Origin of the sequence: Pantoea allii (assembly GCF_046529425.1) — a bacterium.
Lineage (GTDB): Bacteria > Pseudomonadota > Gammaproteobacteria > Enterobacterales > Enterobacteriaceae > Pantoea > Pantoea allii.
The window spans coordinates 3,190,041-3,208,980 of record NZ_CP125958.1 but is presented as its reverse complement, the minus strand read 5'-3'; the positions used below and the strand labels follow the sequence as shown (position 1 = coordinate 3,208,980).

The 18,940-nt window shown below is 52.6% G+C and carries 17 protein-coding genes; 11 read left to right on the top strand and 6 right to left on the bottom strand.

Features of this window, described 5'->3' with window-relative positions; translation table 11 throughout:
- Positions 1-5: 5 nt before the first annotated feature.
- Genes QNH99_RS15175 through hutH form a run of 3 tightly spaced genes read left to right on the top strand, consistent with a single transcriptional unit; the run spans position 6 to position 3,029 of the window.
- A complete protein-coding gene (locus tag QNH99_RS15175) occupies positions 6-737 on the top strand; it encodes an ABC transporter permease (RefSeq protein WP_063878880.1) in 732 nt (243 codons plus the stop codon).
- 1 nt (position 738) lies between these two features.
- Positions 739-1,533 carry an ABC transporter ATP-binding protein gene (locus QNH99_RS15170; RefSeq protein ID WP_096012184.1) on the top strand — a complete coding sequence of 265 codons (795 nt, stop codon included), beginning with the start codon at positions 739-741 and terminating at the stop codon, positions 1,531-1,533.
- Positions 1,530-3,029, top strand: a complete 1,500-nt coding sequence (gene hutH, locus QNH99_RS15165) for an HAL/PAL/TAL family ammonia-lyase (RefSeq protein ID WP_410516870.1) — start codon at positions 1,530-1,532, stop codon at positions 3,027-3,029. The genes QNH99_RS15170 and hutH overlap by 4 nt, the downstream gene beginning before the upstream one ends.
- Before the next feature lie 3 nt (positions 3,030-3,032).
- Here hutH and QNH99_RS15160 read toward each other — a convergent pair whose 3' ends face one another.
- Positions 3,033-3,662, bottom strand: coding sequence for a flavin reductase family protein (locus QNH99_RS15160; RefSeq protein ID WP_256852427.1), 630 nt, complete (start codon positions 3,660-3,662; stop codon positions 3,033-3,035).
- Positions 3,663-3,980: 318 nt separating this feature from the next.
- Between QNH99_RS15160 and QNH99_RS15155 the strand changes: the two genes are divergently transcribed.
- Both QNH99_RS15155 and rlmF read left to right on the top strand, forming a co-directional pair.
- On the top strand, positions 3,981-5,087 hold the full coding sequence (locus tag QNH99_RS15155; protein WP_096012187.1) for an SDR family oxidoreductase: 1,107 nt from the start codon (positions 3,981-3,983) through the stop codon (positions 5,085-5,087).
- Between the two features lie 239 nt (positions 5,088-5,326).
- Positions 5,327-6,250 carry a 23S rRNA (adenine(1618)-N(6))-methyltransferase RlmF gene (gene rlmF, locus QNH99_RS15150; protein WP_241536832.1) on the top strand — a complete coding sequence of 308 codons (924 nt, stop codon included), beginning with the start codon at positions 5,327-5,329 and terminating at the stop codon, positions 6,248-6,250.
- Positions 6,251-6,285: 35 nt separating this feature from the next.
- On the opposite strand, the gene glnQ is transcribed toward rlmF, so the two are convergent.
- From glnQ to rhtA, 5 genes are all read right to left on the bottom strand, one after another.
- Positions 6,286-7,008 (bottom strand): glutamine ABC transporter ATP-binding protein GlnQ, encoded by a 723-nt coding sequence (glnQ, locus tag QNH99_RS15145; RefSeq protein ID WP_096012188.1) that lies wholly within the window; start codon positions 7,006-7,008, stop codon positions 6,286-6,288.
- On the bottom strand, positions 7,005-7,664 hold the full coding sequence (gene glnP, locus QNH99_RS15140) for a glutamine ABC transporter permease GlnP (RefSeq protein WP_014593272.1): 660 nt from the start codon (positions 7,662-7,664) through the stop codon (positions 7,005-7,007). Before glnP ends, glnQ begins: the two co-directional genes overlap by 4 nt.
- Before the next feature lie 77 nt (positions 7,665-7,741).
- Positions 7,742-8,488: a glutamine ABC transporter substrate-binding protein GlnH gene (gene glnH / locus QNH99_RS15135; protein ID WP_063878885.1), complete on the bottom strand. Its 747-nt coding sequence runs from the start codon at positions 8,486-8,488 to the stop codon at positions 7,742-7,744.
- A 321-nt stretch (positions 8,489-8,809) separates the two neighbouring features.
- Positions 8,810-9,313, bottom strand: a complete 504-nt coding sequence (dps, locus tag QNH99_RS15130) for a DNA starvation/stationary phase protection protein Dps (RefSeq protein ID WP_063878886.1) — start codon at positions 9,311-9,313, stop codon at positions 8,810-8,812.
- 322 nt (positions 9,314-9,635) lie between these two features.
- Positions 9,636-10,547 carry a threonine/homoserine exporter RhtA gene (rhtA, locus tag QNH99_RS15125; RefSeq protein ID WP_172897765.1) on the bottom strand — a complete coding sequence of 304 codons (912 nt, stop codon included), beginning with the start codon at positions 10,545-10,547 and terminating at the stop codon, positions 9,636-9,638.
- 370 nt (positions 10,548-10,917) lie between these two features.
- On the opposite strand from rhtA, the gene ompX reads away from it, so the two are divergent.
- The 6 genes from ompX to QNH99_RS15095 all read left to right on the top strand — a co-directional run bounded on the left by ompX (position 10,918) and on the right by QNH99_RS15095 (position 18,294).
- Complete coding sequence (ompX, locus tag QNH99_RS15120) at positions 10,918-11,430, top strand: outer membrane protein OmpX (protein WP_033737684.1); 513 nt, start codon at positions 10,918-10,920, stop codon at positions 11,428-11,430.
- 890 nt (positions 11,431-12,320) lie between these two features.
- On the top strand, positions 12,321-12,779 hold the full coding sequence (gene mntR, locus QNH99_RS15115) for a manganese-binding transcriptional regulator MntR (RefSeq protein ID WP_013025174.1): 459 nt from the start codon (positions 12,321-12,323) through the stop codon (positions 12,777-12,779).
- Positions 12,780-12,803: 24 nt separating this feature from the next.
- Positions 12,804-13,913: an SLC13 family permease gene (locus tag QNH99_RS15110; protein ID WP_241536830.1), complete on the top strand. Its 1,110-nt coding sequence runs from the start codon at positions 12,804-12,806 to the stop codon at positions 13,911-13,913.
- A gap of 142 nt (positions 13,914-14,055) precedes the next feature.
- Entirely contained in the window at positions 14,056-15,201 is a 1,146-nt protein-coding gene (locus QNH99_RS15105; protein WP_145395061.1) for an HlyD family secretion protein, read from the top strand.
- Positions 15,198-16,766: a DHA2 family efflux MFS transporter permease subunit gene (locus tag QNH99_RS15100; protein ID WP_063878891.1), complete on the top strand. Its 1,569-nt coding sequence runs from the start codon at positions 15,198-15,200 to the stop codon at positions 16,764-16,766. Before QNH99_RS15105 ends, QNH99_RS15100 begins: the two co-directional genes overlap by 4 nt.
- Before the next feature lies 1 nt (position 16,767).
- The gene (locus QNH99_RS15095) at positions 16,768-18,294 is read left to right on the top strand and encodes an efflux transporter outer membrane subunit (protein WP_096012191.1); all 1,527 of its coding nucleotides are present in this window, start codon (positions 16,768-16,770) and stop codon (positions 18,292-18,294) included.
- Positions 18,295-18,940: the final 646 nt, after the last annotated feature.

The following is an 18,940-nucleotide window of genomic DNA, read 5'->3' as shown; positions in this document are numbered from 1 at the left end:
GCACCATGATCGATTTTGCCTTTCTTGCTGATACCTTTCTTAGGTTAAGCGCCGCACTGCCGGTCACGCTCGGCCTGTTTATCAGTTCATTCCTGTGCGGCGGGGTGCTGGCGGTGGGCATTCTGGCACTGCGGATGAGCCGCTGGCGTATCCTGAGCGGTTTTGCCCGTGGCTATATTCTGGTATTTCGGGGCTCGCCCTTAATGATCCAGCTGTTTTTAATCTATTACGGCCTGGGGCAGTTTGGCGTGATTCGTCACAGTTTTGTCTGGCCATTTTTACGAGAGCCGTTCAGCTGTGCCGTGCTGGCGCTATCGCTTTGTACCGCAGCGTATACGGCAGAAATATTGCGTGGTGCGTTGCTGGCGGTGCCAGCCGGGCAGGTGGAAGCCGGTATGGCATGTGGTATGTCGCGCTGGCTGCTACTGAGGCGCATTATTGCACCGGTCATGTTGCGCTATGCCTTGCCCGCCTATTCGACGGAAGCCATTCTGCTGGTCAAATCCACCGCACTTGCCAGCCTGGTCACCGTGTGGGATGTCACCGGGGTGGCGCAGCAGATTATTCAGCGCACCTACCGCACGATGGAAGTGTTCCTGTGTGCCGCCGCGATTTATCTGATCCTTAATTTTATTATCGTGCAGCTGTATGCCCTGCTGGAGCGTCGTCTGACGCCGGTTCATCAGCCCGCAAAGAAGCCGTTAGCGGCCGTTAAGCCCATCACTGGAGGGGAATGAGATGCAGGATTCATCCACCGTTACGCTGTCCGCCAGCGATATTCATAAATCATTCGGCACCATGGAGGTGCTGAAAGGGATTTCATTACAGGCCCATAAAGGTGATGTGATTTCTATTCTCGGGGCCAGTGGATCGGGAAAAAGCACCTTGCTGCGCTGCATTAACCTGCTGGAAACACCCGATTCCGGCGTGGTGAGCGTCGGCGGGGAAACCATTGAAATGAAGCGCCATGCGCGCGGGCATCAACTGGCCGCTAATCCCAAACAGGTCGAACGTTTGCGCTCACGCCTTGGCATGGTGTTTCAGAGCTTCAATCTCTGGTCGCATATGACCGTGCTGCAAAATGTGATTGAAGGGCCGCACTATGTCCTGAAACGCGATAAGAAAACCTGCATCGCTCAGGCCGAGCAATTACTGGATCGCGTCGGCCTGCTTAATCGCAAAGGCTTTTATCCGGCCCAACTGTCAGGCGGGCAACAGCAGCGCGTCGCCATTGCCCGCGCGCTAGCCATGGACCCGGAAGTGATGCTGTTTGATGAGCCGACCTCGGCGCTTGACCCGGAGCTGGTGGGGGAAGTGCTGAAGGTCATGCGCAGTCTGGCAGAAGAGGGGCGCACCATGTTAGTGGTGACGCATGAAATGGGGTTTGCCCGTCACGTGTCTAACCGTGTGGTGTTTATGCATCAGGGCACCATTGACTGCCAGGGCACGCCAGATGAGATGTTCGGCGAGGGCGGCTCGGCGCGCTTCAGGCAGTTTATCTCCAGCCACCATACACCGGAGTCTGTGTTATGAGTCGTGTTGTTACATGGGGGGATGCCCCCGTAACCTGGCAGGAGGTGGTCGCGGTGGCCCGCCATGATGCCGAACTGGTGCTGAACGAGCATGCCTGGCAGCGCATTGCCCAGGGCCGGGAGATTGTGACACACATCGTCGCGAGTGGTCAGATAGCCTACGGCATTAACACAGGGCTGGGTGCGCTGTGCAATATCATGCTGGCGGAAGAAGAATTAAGTCAGCTGTCGCGTAATACCTTATTAAGTCATGCCTGCGGCGTCGGGCCGTTGCTGGCGAAGCAGGAAGTCCGCGCCATCGTATGCGCCGCGATAGCGAATTACAGCCACGGGAAATCCGGCGTGTCGGTTGAACTGGTGCGACGGCTGTTGGCGTTGCTGAACCAGCACATTACTCCTCAGGTTCCCTCACAGGGGTCGGTGGGGTATTTGACCCATATGGCACACATTAGCCTGACGCTGATTGGCGTAGGTGAGGCGGAATGCGAAGGGCAGATCCTGCCCGCCAGCGAGGCCCTGACGCGCGCCGGACTTACGCCTTATCGACCCGGAGCAAAAGAGGGACTCAGCCTGGTTAATGGTACGCCGTGCATGACCGGACTGGCCTGCCTGGCGCTGGACGATGCGCGGCATTTGCTGGACTGGGCCGATGTCACGGGCGCCATGAGTTTTGAAGCGTTAAGAGGGCAACTGGTGGCTTTTGACGAAGAGGTGCTGTCCCTGAAAGCCAGTCCGGGTATCCAGCGCAGTGGCGAGCGGTTACGGCGGTTACTGGGCGACAGCCCGCTGTTAAAGATAAGCAGTGGCATTCGGACGCAGGATGCACTGAGCCTGCGATCCATGCCGCAGGTGCACGGTGCCTGTCGCGATCAGTTTGCACATGCAGAGCGTCAGATAGAAACCGAACTGAACGCCTGCACCGACAATCCACTGGTACTGGGCACACCGCAGGCCTGGCGCGTGGTCTCACAAGCCAATCCACATGGTGAATCCGTTGCCATGGCCTGCGATCTGCTGGCGATTGCGCTGGCGGAGCTGGGCAGTATTGCGGAGCGACGTCTGGACCGTCTGGTGAATCCACTGGTCAGCGGCTTACCGCCTTTTCTGGTTGCCCAACCCGGCGTCAACTCCGGCATGATGATTGCGCAATACGTGGCAGCCTCGCTCTGTGCTGAGAACCGTCAGCTGGCGCAGCCCGCCGTGCTGGATAACTACATTACGTCCGGGCTACAGGAAGATCACCTGAGTCTGGGGACCGGTGCGGCACTGAAATTGCTCAAGACCGTGAATAACGTTTATCAAATTCTGGCGATTGAATACCTGCTGGCCGCCCAGGCGCTGGAGTTTCACGGTGAAGCACAGCTGGCACGCAGAACCCTTCAGGCCTGGTGCCAACTGCGTCAGGTGGTGCCGAGCTGGCAGGACGATCGCTGGCTGGCACCAGAGATTGCCCGCGCAGTAAATGTCATCCGCGCGCATCCCGCGGATGCACTCTGACGCTTATCCCCGACGCGCATCCGGGCGCACCAAATCAAAGCGCTGCGCCTCACTGATACCGTAATAAGCGCTGGGGCCGCCAGCGCGTAAAATCGGTTCGGCTTTCGCCGTCTGATAAATGCCGTTTTCCAGTAGCGTTTCATCAATGTGGATGGCGACGGCTTCACCCAGCACCAGCCAGCTGTCGAGGGCGTTGCCCTGCGCATCCTGCAACTGAATAAGCTGCGTCAGTTTACACTCAAAATTCACCGGACTTTCCTGCACCAGACTGGCTTCAACCTGCGAGGCGGCAAGGGGCGTTAAACCGGCAAGGGCAAACTCATCCTGATCGGCGGGTGCAGAAATGGAACTTTCGTTCATGGCGTCAGCCAGCGGCCGGGTTGCCAGATTCCAGACAAACGCTTTGGTTTCAGCAATATTTTGCACACTGTCTTTCCAGCCGCTACTGGCGAAACCAATAATGGGTGGCTGGTAATTGAAACAGTTAAAAAAACTGTAAGGCGCAAGATTGCGGATGCCTTTGGCGCTGATGGAGCTAATCCAGCCAATGGGACGTGGGCCGATAATGGCGTTGAGTGGATCGTGCGGCAGCCCATGTCCGGCGCGAGGCTGATAAGAATAACGTTTGTTCATGGTTGTCTCCCTGTAAAAGCTGATTCAAGCGTAGTGGGTAAATGGCTGTTGCCGTGGCAAACCTGTAAAAAGGCCTCGATCAGGCACCGGATTATTCCTGAATAATAACAGCCGTTACTTTCTGTGCTAACGGGTGAATTTTTATTTATATCAGTTAGTTAAATATTATTTACCGATTTTGCTACTGAAAACAGGTGGTGCAAAAGTAAACGAAAAGTAAACGAGTACATTTTATACATTTCGTGCTAGCAAAGGTTTCGTATTTGTTTAACGAAAATAGCGCAATATACAACCTCATCAATTGTTCTCGTGGTCGATATGAAAAAAATTCTTGTTACAGGATCTTCTGGATTCGTTGGTGGTGCAGTCGTGGCAGAATTGCTGATGCGCCAGGATGTTGAGTTGCTGCTGCTTGTCAGAGCCAGCGATGCTACCCAGGGACTGGAGAGGGTTAAAGATAATTTATCTAAGTTTTCATGTTCGGCACAGGCTATTCAGCGCCTGACCGCAGATCAGATTCTGGTCGGCGATCTCCTGGCGCCTGAACTGTTTCTGGATGATGCGCGCATCGATCAGGTCAGCCACGTCATTAACTGCGCGGCGATTGCGTCATTTGGTGAAAATAACGATATCTGGCGGGTTAACGTTGAAGGAACCTTCAAACTGGCCGCCAGAATGGCAGCACTGCCTGCGTTCGTGAAATTTGTCCACGTTGGTACGGCCATGTCTTCCGCGCCGGATCAGGGTGAAATCGTAAAAGAGGATCTGGTGTTGTCTTCCCGTGAAGATCACATTGTCGATTACACCTATTCCAAATCCTACATTGAAAACAAGATCAAGCAGGAACTGCCTCACCTGCCGCTGGTCATTGCCCGTCCATCCATCGTGGTTGGTCATTCTCAGGAAGGTTGTACGCCGTCAGGCAGTATTTTCTGGGTATTCAAGATGGTGATGAAGCTGGAAAAATTCCTCTGCTCACTCGACGACCGCGTCGATGTGATTCCCGTGGACTACTGTGCTAAATCATTGGTTTTCCTGCTGGATCATGGCTGTACCAAAGAGATGGTTTATCACATTTCTGCCGGTGAACGCAGCAGCAATACCTTCTCTGAAATTGATTCGGCGTTTGCCACAGCAGAAAAAAGTGCACCGCTGGCACCTAACTATCTGCAGGTTGATTTCAGCGAGATCGTTAAAGAGCGCAAGAACTTCAAAAAGATTTATGGGCCTTGTAATGAACGCCTGATGCTGCGCGCGATGCGCCTGTACGGTGAGTTCGCCCGCCTGAATGTGGTGTTCTCTAACGACAAATTGCTGCGCCTGGGTATGAGTTCACCGCCAGGCTTTACCAGCTATATCGATCGTTGCGTAGAAACCACGAAAGGCATGCCAATCCAGGATTTAATGCGCGTCGATTTTAAATAATCCCGCAGGCTTATGATGCGCCGCCAGCACGTTTGCTGGTGGCGCATTTTTTATTGCTAAGCTAACGTCTTCCTCCTTTGCCTGCGCTTTTATTCCCTCATTGATACCGCAAACAGGCGGTTCCACCGCACAGGGCACATTGGCTTATCCGCCACCCTGTCTTCATGCAGCCGAGAATGCTGTTTATTTTCTGCCAGCCACAGCGTATTGTACGCGCGCCTGAAAACATGAGAGAACGTATGAAAAAGTCAGCCAGCCCGTCGCTATTCCACGCCCGAAACCGCCATCAAGGTGAATATGATTTTGCTGCCCTCACGGCGGCACATCCGCCGCTGGCCGCAAAAGTCCGGCCTAATGGTTACGGCGTGATGTCGGTTGATTTTGCCGATCCTGAGGCGGTGATGTTGCTGAACCAGGCGCTGCTCAAACTTTTCTACGGACTTGACTGGCAACTGGCCCCGGGATCGCTTTGTCCACCCGTGCCGGGACGTGCTGACTACCTGCATTATCTGGCAGATTTACTGGCACTGGATAACCAAGGCAAGATCCCTTCGGCGGACGTGTTGGATATTGGGTGCGGGGCAAACTGCATTTATCCGCTGATTGGGGCTGCTGAATATGGCTGGCGTTTTACCGGGACCGAAATTGATGAAGCCGCGCTGAAAGCTGCAGGTAAAATTGTTGCCGCTAACGCCGGTATGCAGCGCCTGATCCGCTTACGCCGACAAAAAAATCCGCAGGCGGTGCTGAATGGCGTGGTGAATAAAGATGCGTTTTTCCATGCGGTCATCTGTAACCCGCCGTTTCATGCGTCGGCCGAAGAAGCTGTGGCAGGTTCCCAGCGCAAATCGCGTAATCTGGGTTTACAGCCTGCCGCACCGCTTAACTTTGGCGGTCAGCACAATGAGCTGTGGTGTGAAGGCGGTGAAAAAGCCTTCGTGGGGAAAATGATTGCGGAAAGCGCCGGCATGGCGAACCAGGTGGTGTGGTTTACCTCGCTGGTGTCGCGTAAAGAGCATTTGCCTGCCCTGGAAAAACAACTAAAAGCACTGGAGACCGAAGTCGTGCGCGTGGTGAATATGGCGCAGGGGCAGAAGCAGAGCCGTTTTCTGGCGTGGAGCTTTATGCCCGCCGCCCAGCGCGCGCAACGGCTGTCTCGCTAACACAGCAGCCCGCAACAGGCTGCTGTGTTAATCACTCAGGAGACGTGCTGTAAAAATTCGCGCAGACGTTCGCTGGGAGGGTGACTGATCAGGCTGTCAGGATCACCGTCTTCGGCAATACGGCCTTTATCGATAAAGATCAGCCGTGATGCCACTTTCTGCGCAAAGCCGACTTCATGCGTGACGATAACCATCGTCATGCCTTCTTCAGCAAGGTCCTGCATCACTTTCAATACTTCATGACGAAGTTCCGGGTCCAGTGCCGAGGTCGGCTCATCGAACAGCATCATTTTGGGCTTAACCGCCAGCGCGCGCGCGATCGCCACACGCTGCTGTTGGCCGCCGGATAGCTCTGAAGGAAAGTGATGGGCGCGCTCGGCCAGGCCTACTTTAGCCAGCAGGCTCTGCGCCAGTTTATGCGCCTCTTCTTTGCTGGCACCGCGTACCCGAATCGGGCCGAATGCAACGTTATCCAGGGCACTCATCTGTGGGAAGAGGTGAAACTGCTGGAATACCATGCCTGCTTCCTGACGAATCAGACGGTCGTCGACTTTAGGATCGTTAACTTTCAATCCATCGACAATCAGCTCGCCGCTGGTAATCTCTTCTAATTTATTGATACAGCGCAGCAGGGTAGATTTACCGGAACCGGATGGACCAATAATCACCACCACTTCGCCCTGCTTAATATTCAGGTCGATATTGTGTAGCACCTGAGTTTTGCCAAAATGCTTTGAGACGTCTTTAAATTCAATCACAGGATTTTCACCCTTTTCTCAATGCGGCGCAGCACAAAGCTCAACACCAGCGTAATCACAAGATAAATAATCGCGACCGCACTCCAGATTTCCAGTGCACGGAAGTTACCGGCAATAATTTCCTGGCCCTGACGCGTCAGTTCGGCCACACCAATCACAATGAACAGGGACGTATCTTTAATACTGACAATCCACTGGTTGCCAAGCGGGGGCAGCATACGGCGCAGCGCTAAGGGCATAATCACATAGCGCAGGGTTTCACGGCTCGACAGGCCCAGCGCCAGTCCGGCTTCGCGAAAACCTTTATTGATCGACAGCACCGCACCGCGCGTAATTTCGGCAATATAAGCGCCAGAGTTAATCATGATGGTCACCACGGCGGCGGTGAAAGGATCGATACGCAAATCCGGGAAGGCCATTGGCAGGGCGAAGTAAATAAACATCACCTGCACAACGATAGGCGTGCCGCGAATAATTTCAATAAAGACCAGGGCAATATGATTGCTTATCCAGCCGCCGTACGCGCGCGCAAACCCCGCGACCAGACCGATAATTAACCCGCCCACCAGGCCAATGATGGAAATAATTAAGGTCATTTTCGCGCCTTCGAGCAGCGCTGGCATGGCTGGCCAAATGACGCTCCAGTCAAACTCCATGGTGAAACTCCACTTGTGTTGCGATGGAAAAAAGCAGGGAAATATTCCCTGCTGAAAAATGAACGCAGACTCAGTTATTATTTAGGATCGGTGCCAAACCACTTTTTATAAAGCGTGTTGTAGGTTCCGTTTTCTTTCAGTGTTTTCAGCGCGCCGTTTACTTTTTCACGCAGTTCGTCACTGCCTTTCGGGAAGGCAATACCGTACTGTTGTGCTTCAATCGATTCGCCTACCGCTTTGAAGCGGCCTTTACCGGCAGTATTAATGAAGTAAAGGATGTTTGGCGTATCATGCAGTACCGCGTCAGCACGATTGGTACCCAGTTCCATATAGGCGTTATCAATATTAGGGAACTGACGCAGGTCTTTCGTTTTGATGTGGCTCTTAGCGTAATCCACTGAACCCGTACCGCTCTTCACTGCGACCACTTTACCATTCAGGTCGTTAATGCTTTTGATGTCATTTTCATTGTTGCGAACCATTACCAGCAGACCACTTTTATAGTAGCCATCAGAAAATTCGATCGCTTTTTTACGCTCATCCGTAATGGTGATACCGGCTAACGCCAGGTCAACGTTGCGCGTTTGTAGTGCAGGGATGATGCCACTGAAGTCCATCGGTTTCAGGGTATAATCCAGTTTCAATTGTTTTGCGATTGCATCCCACAAATCCACATCAAAACCAACATACTTATCACCCTGTTTAAATTCAAAAGGGACAAATGCAGTATCGGTGGCGACGATGAGTTTCTTTTCGGCGGCGGTAGCAGAGAGGGAGAAGGCCAGCGCCAGCGCGGCCACAGAGATGTTAAACAACGATTTCATCATTTTTCCTTATTACGACCAGGCGTCAAGGCCCAGGTTTGCGAGCTATCATATGAAAAAAATATGCCAACTTTGCAAAATACATAAAATCGACTGCCTGACACAAAATCGCTGACACGATTCTGCACGGGGAAGTGAGTTTGCACTAATTGGGTGCTTCATGGTGGTGCGTAGTGCTACGGTGGTGCAGGGGTAGTGTGCATCAGAAGGGAAAAACAGGAAGAGCAGGAAGTGAAAACTGTTAACAAAGTCATAAAATTATAATAACACAGACGTAAAAAAGGCGGGTTTCCCCGCCTGTTTACAGTCTACTGTCTGACATTATTCAATGTTGGACTCGATAAACCACAGGAATTTATCAAGATCACGCGATGCGGCAGTGAAAATATCTGCGGTATCTTCATCTTTTACTTCAGAAATGGCTTTGCGCGTGTCGTTAGCGACAACGCTGTAGCGATCGGCCAGTGCCTTCAGGTGATCCTGAACGCTGTGAATATTCAGCGGATAGCTTTTCAGTGGCGTCTTGTCGTTCACCACCTGGGTTGTACCCAGTGCGACGCCACCCAGCTGTACCACGCGCTCTGCGATGGTATCCTGGTGATCGGTAATCGCGGTGCGGAAGCCGTCCAGCATTTCGTGCACACCGATAAAGTTTGCGCCACGCATGTTCCAGTGGGCTTGCTTAGTGATCAGTGACAGATCAATGAACTCCACTACCAGGCGATTGAGCACCTCAATGGTGGCTCTCTTTTCGTCATCTGCCACGTCATTACGGGTGTATAGTAGATCAGAAGATTTTGTTTTAACCAGTTTAGCGGTACTCATTGTTTCGGTCCTCTCTTTCAATGGTTGTCCTAATCAAGTACGAGATTGAGTATAGCAGTGATTCAGGGCTTTGCAGGATTGGCTTAATCAATGGCTGAAATAGTATTCGCCTTCGCAACGGTCAGACAGTGCGTAAACGAGTTAATAAAGTGTTAAATTTACCAGCAAGTAAAAGTATTATAAAATCATAAGGTTAAATAATTATTCAATGAGCAGGTTGTAGATGTTCTAAATATTAACTTTCTATTACATTTTAGATGAAAATAATTATCAGGATGATTTTTAGTGTTATTTAGCCTGTTTTTCAACATGCTGACGCGCATTATTTTTTAACGTTATCCGTCACTGCAATCTCATTCAGCTGGCTCTTTCTGGGACGCATCGTCAGGGTTGCACCTGCAGACGCCAGGATAATTGCCAGTAACGCCAGGCACTGCGTTCCCGACAGGCTCTCGTTCAGATACATCATGCCCGACAGGGCCGCCACTGCGGGTTCAAGGCTCATCAGCGTGCCAAAGATCCGCGCTGGCAGGCGCGTTAGCGCAATCATCTCCAGCGAATAGGGCAGCGCCGTGGAAAGAAACGCCACCAGAACCGCGACGGGAATGACGCTCCACTGCCAGATGCCACTTGCCGCAAATGTCAGCCCGACGGGGACAAACACCAGGGAGGCAATTAAGGAGCCGATGGCAACGGTGGCAGCACCGTGCTCTGCGCCTGCCCGCTGTCCCGATAAGATATAGCACGCCCAACAGGCACCCGCACCCAGCGCAAACAGCGCGCCCACCGGATCAACGGAGGCAATGCCGGTGCTAAACGGCAGCAGGAACCAGAGTCCCGCCACGGCAAGGATGACCCAGATAAAGTCCAGTGCACGGCGTGAGCCGAGCAGCGCCAGCGTCAATGGACCAACAAACTCCAGCCCCACGGCAATGCCCAGCGGGACAGTGCGGATAGAGAGATAAAACAGGAAGTTCATCGCACCCAGCGACAAGCCATAAATAATGAGTGGCGTGCGTTGTTCCCGGCTAAAACGCAACCGCCAGGGTTTAAATATGACGCACAGGATGAGCGTGCCAAATCCCAGACGCAGGGCAGTAATGCCGGTGGCACCGACAGTGGGAAACAGGGTTTTCGCCAGTGAAGCGCCGCCCTGGAGTGACAGCATAGAGATGAGCAGAACGACGACAGGAATGAAGACTGGCGTAAATGACTTTAACGAAGTGGCTGACATCCTGTAGGCGCTTCCCGATCAATTTAGCTAACAAGATGACCAGTGTAATGGAAATGCAGGTCAAAAAGAGGGCGCAAAGTGATTTTAATTTTTTCTGTTTGGTTGGTTTTTGAGCAAAATTACGGGCAGATAAGTAAATTAATGTCAGGATTTTTTAGGAATTAACTTAAAGCATGAAAATTTGTTTAAGAGGTTTGTTGCAATCATATGACGTATTTTATAAGAAAAAAGAATGACATAGGATACTTCATTAACTTCCTGTTACACCAAACTATGTGTTAGACAACAAAATGCGGGCAGAGTTTCTCGCTATTTTTTGTTATATTTTCAGCGTTGTCAGGAGAGAAGTACTTTCACATTTGAGGTGGTTATGAAAAAAATTGCATGTCTTTCAGCATTAGCCTGTGTGTTAGCAGTAGCAACAGGTTCCGCCATGGCACAGAGCACCGTAACCGGTGGCTACGCACAGAGCGACTACCAGGGCGTTGCTAACAAAGCAAACGGCTTCAACCTGAAATATCGTTATGAAGACGGTTCTAACCCACTGGGTTGGATCGGCTCATTCACCTACACCGAGAAAGATCGTACCGAAGATGGCATCTACAATAAAGGCCAGTACTACGGTATCACCGGTGGTCCAGCATTCCGTCTGAATGACTGGGCAAGCATCTACGGTGTGGTTGGTGTTGGCTACGGTAAATACCAGGCTAACGACACCACGTCACGCGACAAAGCAGACACCAGCGATTACGGTTTCTCTTACGGCGCGGGTATGCAGTTCAACCCAATGGAAAACGTTGCACTGGACGTTGGCTATGAGCAGAGCCGCATCCGTAGCGTTGACGTTGGCACCTGGATCGCTGGCGTAGGTTACAGCTTCTAAGTTAGCGTAGTCGAGTTTTAAAAAAACGGCCCTTTTCAGGGCCGTTTTTATTGGTAACGAAAAATAAGCCGTCAGAGAGTATCTGAGTAGCCATCGGGTAATGCCGGATCGGGTGTGAAGACCTGCGCGCAGATACCACAGCATCACTGTAGCCTTAGAGGCACGGATAGGGCGTAAAGACCTGCGCGCAGATGCCACAGCATCACAGTGGCTGATTGCCTGCCCATGAGTGCTGCCCCGTCGGAGAAATCTGCCGCTGGCGCAACCGTCATCCGCAACTGGACTTCGCCGATGCCAGAGAAGGGCGCGCTACCGCAGGCGACGGTCTCTGCCTGTTAAAAAGGGCGCAGGTAAGTGATGATTCAGGGGACGGAAGCAGTACAGACGTACATGGGGAGCACAGATAAACGGCAGGCGTGGTCAGCGCGGCAACAGAAGAAGCCCGCGCCTTCAGGCGGTCAGCCAAAAGGCGATATCAGCTATCAGCCGCGCCAGATCAGTTTTTGACAGTGACGTTCTTCCGGTTCATTACCCAGAAGTTTGTTTATCAACATCAGGCGCAGTGTAAAAGGGGAACGGGTCAGCAGGCACCACCAGGATTTCATACCTGATGTTGATTTTTCTGCCTGGAAGCATTTGCTGCAGTCAACACAGCTTTTCAGGGTGCTCATAACATCACCTCCCAATAAATTTAACGCAACGGTAAGCAGAGCGGCTTAATCGTGCTTTAATGCATCACTCTGTTTACATTATCGACAAATATAGCATTGGCTATATCATTTAGCCAAGGCTAACGACGAAAAATTTGAGCTTATTTGCGCCTGGTTTACAATGAGCGCAGCTAAAACCACATGGCAGGCCTGGTGTGGAAAAAATAAAGAGGAAGCTGAATGAGTCGTCGTGCCAAAAGCGTGGTTTCTGCCCCGCAAGGACCACTGAAAGATATTGAAGAGCATGTCGAAGGTTTTCGGCAGGTGCGCGAGGCGCATCGTCGTGAGCTAATTGATGACTATGTTGAGCTAATCTCTGATTTAATTGGTGAATTTGGTGAAGCACGTCAGGTCGATATGGCCGCACGTTTAGGTGTTTCGCAACCTACCGTAGCAAAAATGTTAAAGCGATTAGGTACTGCCGGACTGGTTGAGCAGGTGCCTTATCGTGGTGTCTTTTTAACACGTGAGGGGGAAAAGCTGGCTGAAGAGAGCCGTGCCCGCCATCATATTGTTGAAACCTTCCTGTTAGCGCTTGGTATCAGTCCGGAAACGGCCCGTCGCGATTCAGAAGGCATTGAACATCACGTGAGTGATGAAACGCTGGCTGTATTCCAGAAATTTTACGAAAACAATTAACCCTCAGTTAAGGCGCCGGACACCATGCCCATCGTGCTTCGCTCATTTTTGCATGACCATATATTGCACTTGTTAGTCGTTGTTGGGGTTGTTCTGCTGTTTCTTGCTGATTATCGCTGGCCGGATCTTCCCGCCGCGGTGGACTGGCATACCATCATCACCCTGAGTGGATTACTTATCCTGACGAAGGGGTTGGAAACCAGCGGTTATTTTGATGTGTTGGGTGGCCGATTAATTGCGGGCTTCAAGCATGAACGTACGCTGGCGCTGTTTATGGTGCTGGCGGCGGCCCTGCTGTCGACCTTTTTAACCAACGATGTGGCGCTGTTTATTCTGGTGCCACTCACGTTGACGTTACGCAAATTTTCGCATTTACCTATCTCGCGCTTGATTATCTTTGAAGCCCTGGCGGTAAACGCCGGATCGCTGCTGACGCCGGTGGGCAATCCACAAAATATTCTGTTGTGGAGCCACGGCTCACTGAGCGTTGGCGGTTTTATTTTGCAAATGACACCGCTGGCGGTGTGGCTTCTGCTGAGCCTGCTGGTCGTCACCTGGTTCAGCTTTGCCAAACGCACCATTGAAAAGCATGACAACAGTGAACAGCACAGCTGGCATAAACCCCTGTTTGCCGTGAGTGTGGTGTTGTATTTGCTGTTTATTGCCGCGCTGGAATGGCATGTCACCGGCTGGGCGCTGTTGCTGATTCTGGTGTGTTTCCTCATTATGGCTCGTCAGGTATTGCTGAATATCGACTGGAGCCTGCTGGTGGTCTTCATCGTGATGTTCCTGGATGTTTTCCTGCTGACGCGTTTACCGGTGATGCAGGCACATTTCGATGCCATTACCCATCTTGGCAAAGGGGAACTCTATCTGCTGGCTATCGGCCTGTCGCAGATCATCAGTAATGTCCCTGCGACGATCCTGCTGTTGCAAAAAGTGCCGCCAACGGAAGTGCTCGCCTGGGCAGTTAATATCGGTGGGTTCGGTCTGTTACCCGGCTCACTTGCTAACCTTATTGCGTTACGTATGGCCAAAGACCGCGCCATCTGGTGGCGTTTCCACCTGTTCTCCGTTCCTTTACTCGCCTGGTCCATGCTCACCGGCTGGCTGTTGCTAAAACTCGTCGCCTGATCCAGACACATCCTGCCACGGTGCAGGATGTGCTGCCTTTCTCAAGTTACGTAAAGTTGTACTGGATTTTGTCAGTTTTCGATCTAATGTTTAGTGGACTTTCTACGCCCAGGATAGAGGGCCTTAGCCAGCGACGGAAACTATGAGCGAGAACAACAACCGCGATTCACATCAGGAAGACGCAGAACACGCGCCGGATAACAACAGCCAGTCCCACGACAACCCAAGTAATAACGATGAAAAACCGCGCAAACGCCCCGGTAAAAAACCGTTAATTATTTTGGCCGTTATCGTGGTGGTGATGGTGATCGTGGCCTTTTTCTTTTGGTTTACCACCCGTAACGAAGAAACCACTGACGATGCTTTCACTGAAGGCAATGCGGTAACTATCGCCGCTAAAGCGTCTGGCTATGTCGTCAAGTTACTGGTGAAAGATAACCAACGGGTGAAGAAGGGCGATTTACTGGTAGAAATCGACCCCAGCGACAACGAAGCCCAGCGCGCCCAGGCTAAAGCTCAACTTGGTCTGGCAATGGCACAACTGCACCAGGCCCAGGCGCAGCTCGCGCTCTCACGTGTTCAGTATCCGGCCCAGCGCGATCAGGCTCTGGCAGACCAGGCGAAAGCCGAAGCAAATTACCTGAATGCGCAGGCTGACTACCGTCGTCAGCGTGGCGTTGATCCTCGCGCTACCAGCCAACGCAATATTGACGCTGCTTCTGCTCAGTTGCGTTCTGCGCAGGCCCAGTTGCAAAGTGCCAAAGCGCAGGTGGAAGTTGCCTCGCAGGTTGCGCTGCAAATCCGCCAGCAGGAAACCAATGTTGAAGCACGTCAGGAACAGGTTGAGCAGGCAAAAGCCCAGCTCAACGTGGCGGAGCTAAACCTCTCTTATACCCAGGTTCGTGCGCCTTACGATGGCTTTGTGACGAAGCGCAACGTGCAGATGGGCACCCTGGTGCAGGCAGGCAGCGCCTTGTTCTCGCTGGTTTCTCCGGATATCTGGATTACCGCCAACTTTAAAGAGTCGCAGTTGGAGCGGATGAATCCGGGTGACAAAGTGACGATCAGCGTTGATGCCTGGCCGGATATGAAGCTGGAAGGCCACGTCGACAGCGTTCAGATGGGCACAGGATCGCGTTTCTCAACCTTCCCCTCTGAGAATGCCACCGGGAACTACGTGAAAATTGTTCAGCGCGTACCGGTAAAAATCGTGATTGATAAAGGGCTTGATCCAAACCGGCCGCTGCCACTGGGATTATCGGTTGAACCGAAGGTAACCGTGGAATGAGCGAATCGCAGAGCTGGAAACCCGCCAGTAATCCCTGGCTAGTGGCCATTACGGTCACGCTGGCGGTATTTATGGAAATCCTCGATACCACCATCGTAAACGTGGCCCTGCCGCATATCGCGGGTTCACTCTCCTCCAGTTACGATGAATCGACCTGGGTGTTGACGTCGTATCTGGTGGCGAACGGTATCGTGCTGCCCATCTCTGCCTTTTTCAGCCGTCTGTTTGGCCGTAAACAGTTTTTTTTAATCTGCATCGTGATGTTTACCATCTGTTCATTCCTGTGTGGTATCGCCACTGAACTCTGGCAGATCATTCTGTTTCGCATCCTGCAGGGCTTTTTTGGCGGTGGCCTTCAGCCTGTACAACAGTCGGTCCTGCTCGACTATTTCAAACCGGAAGATCGGGGCAAAGCCTTCGGCCTTTCCTCTATCGCCATCATCGTGGCACCGGTTATTGGCCCGACGCTGGGCGGCTGGATTACGGATAATTACAGCTGGCGCTGGGTTTTCTTTATCAATATCCCGGTCGGCGTGCTGACCATCATGGCCATTTTACCTTTGCTGGAAGATCCGCCGTGGGAGCGTAAATGGGCTAAAGGTAAACTCAAGATCGACTATATCGGCATCAGCCTGATTACGCTGGGCCTGGGCTGTTTGCAGGTCATGCTGGATCGCGGTGAAGACGAAGACTGGTTCGCCTCGCACTTTATCGTTTTGTTTGCCGTGCTGGCGCTTGTGGGCATCGTCGGGGCTATTTACTGGTTAATGTATGCACGCAAGCCCGTGGTCGACATTCTGGTGATGAAGGATCGCAATTTCTGGGTCGCAGGCTTATTAATGGCCGGGATGGCGATGATACTGTACGGCAGCTCGGTGGTCTTGCCGCAGTTGGCACAGCAGGATCTTGGTTATACCGCCACCTGGTCGGGACTGGTGCTGTCCCCTGGCGCGGTGTTGATTGTCCTGACCATTCCGCTGGTCTTGAAACTGATGCCGGTGGTGCAGACCCGCTATATTATTGCCTTTGGTTTTAGCTGTCTGGCGTTAGCCTTTTTCTATTCGGCATCCTTAACGCCGAATGTGGACTTCACCACGCTGGTGCTGATGCGCAGTGCACAATCCATTGGCCTGGGTTTCCTGTTTGTGCCGCTGACCACCATTGCCTTTATTACGATCCCCCAACGGTTAAACGCGGACGCCTCGGCGCTGTTTACCATGTTCCGTAATGTCGCGGGGTCGATTGGCATCTCGTTGTCCACGGCGGCGATTACAGAGCGAGAGCAGGCGCGCTCGGCCCATATGGTGCACAACATGACGCCGCTGAATGAACAGTTCAATATTACGGTTCAGCACTGGGCACAGGCGATCCGCGACTTCACCTCTGCAGTGGGCGATCCCGTCACGTTGGCAACCGGTCAGCTCTATAAAGAGATGATTGTCCAGTCACGCATTCTGGCTTATATCGACGTCTTTTCAGGCTTAAGTATCGTTGCCCTGATTTTGATTCCATTTTGTTGGCTGCTGTCGCCTGTCAAAAGCGAAGGCAGTGCAGGAGCACACTGACATGAAAGTTATGAGTACGCATCGCCTGAATCCGCTCAACCTGATGCTGGTGTTAGCGCTGGCGGGCTGCAGCGTCGGCCCGGACTATCAGGCACCTAAGCCCCAGATGCCGGGCAGCTATCACGCCCTGGATTCGCAGGAAAATTCGAAGCCACAAACGTCAGCGGTGGATTCACGCTGGTGGCATAACTTTAAGGACCCGCAACTCGACAGCCTGATTGCACGCGCTATCGAAGGTAATCTGTCCTTACAACAGACGGTATTACGGATTGCCGGCGCGCGTGAGCAACTATCGCAGGCGCAGGGCGGATTATTTCCCAGCCTTAACGGTTCCGCCAAGGTCACGCGACAGCAACTTGGGCTGGAAGGGCTGCTGAAAGCAAACGGTGCCGACCAGCTCGACAGCAACGTTGCCAGCCAGCTGAACGGGCTGACGCAACCGGTCACCTTGTATCAGGGCAGTTTCGACGCCAGTTGGGAACTGGATCTGTGGGGCAAAGTGCGGCGCCAGGTGGAGTCAGCCAATGCCCAGCAGCAGGCGGCTATTGAGCAGCGCAACGACGCACTGGTGTCGCTCGAAGCGGAAGTGGTGCGCGCATGGCTTCAGCTACGCGGCGCGCAGGCAACGGTAAACACGCTGCAACAACAGATTGCCGTGGCCGATCAGACCTGGCAGTTGACGGAAAGCCAGCAGCGTAACGGCCTGGCACCGGTGACCAATGTGGAAAATGCCCGCGCGCAGTTAAGCAGCCTGCAGGCGCAGTTGCCGCAGTATCAGGCACAAACGCGCCAGGCGATGAACGGTCTGGCCGTGCTGCTGGGTAAAACGCCGGGTGCGCTGGATGCTGAACTGAGTGAGCCGAAAGCGCTGCCCACATTACCCGCGTTTGTCTCTGTCGGCATTCCGTCTACGCTGGCACGACGTCGTCCCGATATTCGTCAGGCAGAAGCCACACTTCATGCTCAAACCGCCGAGATTGGCGTTTCTGTCGCCCAGCTGTTCCCCAGTCTGTCGCTGACCGGTCAGTTGGGTGTCCGCAACACTGACGTGAGTTACCTTGACGACTGGAGCAGCCATTTCTACAGCGTGGGGCCGTCGTTATCCATTCCCATTTTCCAGGGCGGAAGATTGGTTTCAAGCGTGAAGCTGGCGCGTGCTCAGCAGGCCAACGCGGCACTCAACTATCGTCAGACGGTGCTGACGGCTCTGCAGGATGTGGAAAATGCCCTGGTCAGTTACCGTGCCGACCAGCAGCGCGTCACCGCACTGGATGAAACCACTGGCGCGCTGCAACGCACCTTCGATCTCGCCAGTGACAGCTATCGCCAGGGATTATCGACTTTCCTTGAAGTACTTGATGCCCAGCGTCAACTGGCGCAGGCGCAGGAACAGGCTACTCAGGCGCGCATGCAAAGTGGACTGGATCTTGTCGCCCTCTACAAAGCCTTAGGCGGTGGCTGGGAAACCTACCAGAACGTGCAACTGCCGCAGTACGACGTATTTGGTCCGGCAACGCAGGTGAATTAACCGGTCCGGCCGTGGCCCTGTAACGGGACACGGCCGGAAAAAACCGTACTGATACCCGCGATGTATTATTTATGCGTTACATCGTCAAATAAAAATCATCAAACTTCCCTGTGCAGTCCCGTGATAACCCGCATCCGAAATAGCCTCTGCTATTTATCTTTACAACGTTACCCAGCAAAAAAATGCGCAGCGGGTGTGAGCGCCAGACCTGCCAGCCCTTTATCTTCTGTCTGACGCGCCCACGTGCTTTTATGTCAGCAACACGCCAGAGAAGGGCGGCATAATCAACCTAGTTAGAAAAATTAACCCCGCTATTATCCGCGAGCCACGGGATAAATACCCCGTTATACGCTGGCTATTTCAGTGGAATTCACTCTGGCGACGGCAAGAAAAACGGGCAGCCGGGCAAGGCATTTAATCCAAATTCGTTGAGGATGATAAAAATAACCGGCAAGAACGTTATAAAATCTGAGGCATGATTCATGCAGTAAGCGTAATCAATGAAATCGTTTACATTGTGCGAGGATAGCCGCTATTTAGTGTTAATTCATGGTTAATAATCTCTCCACATAAGCATCCTGAATACTTCACGGGCATTTAAAAAACCTATCGGAATTATCTGTAGTAATAAATTAATTTATTTTTT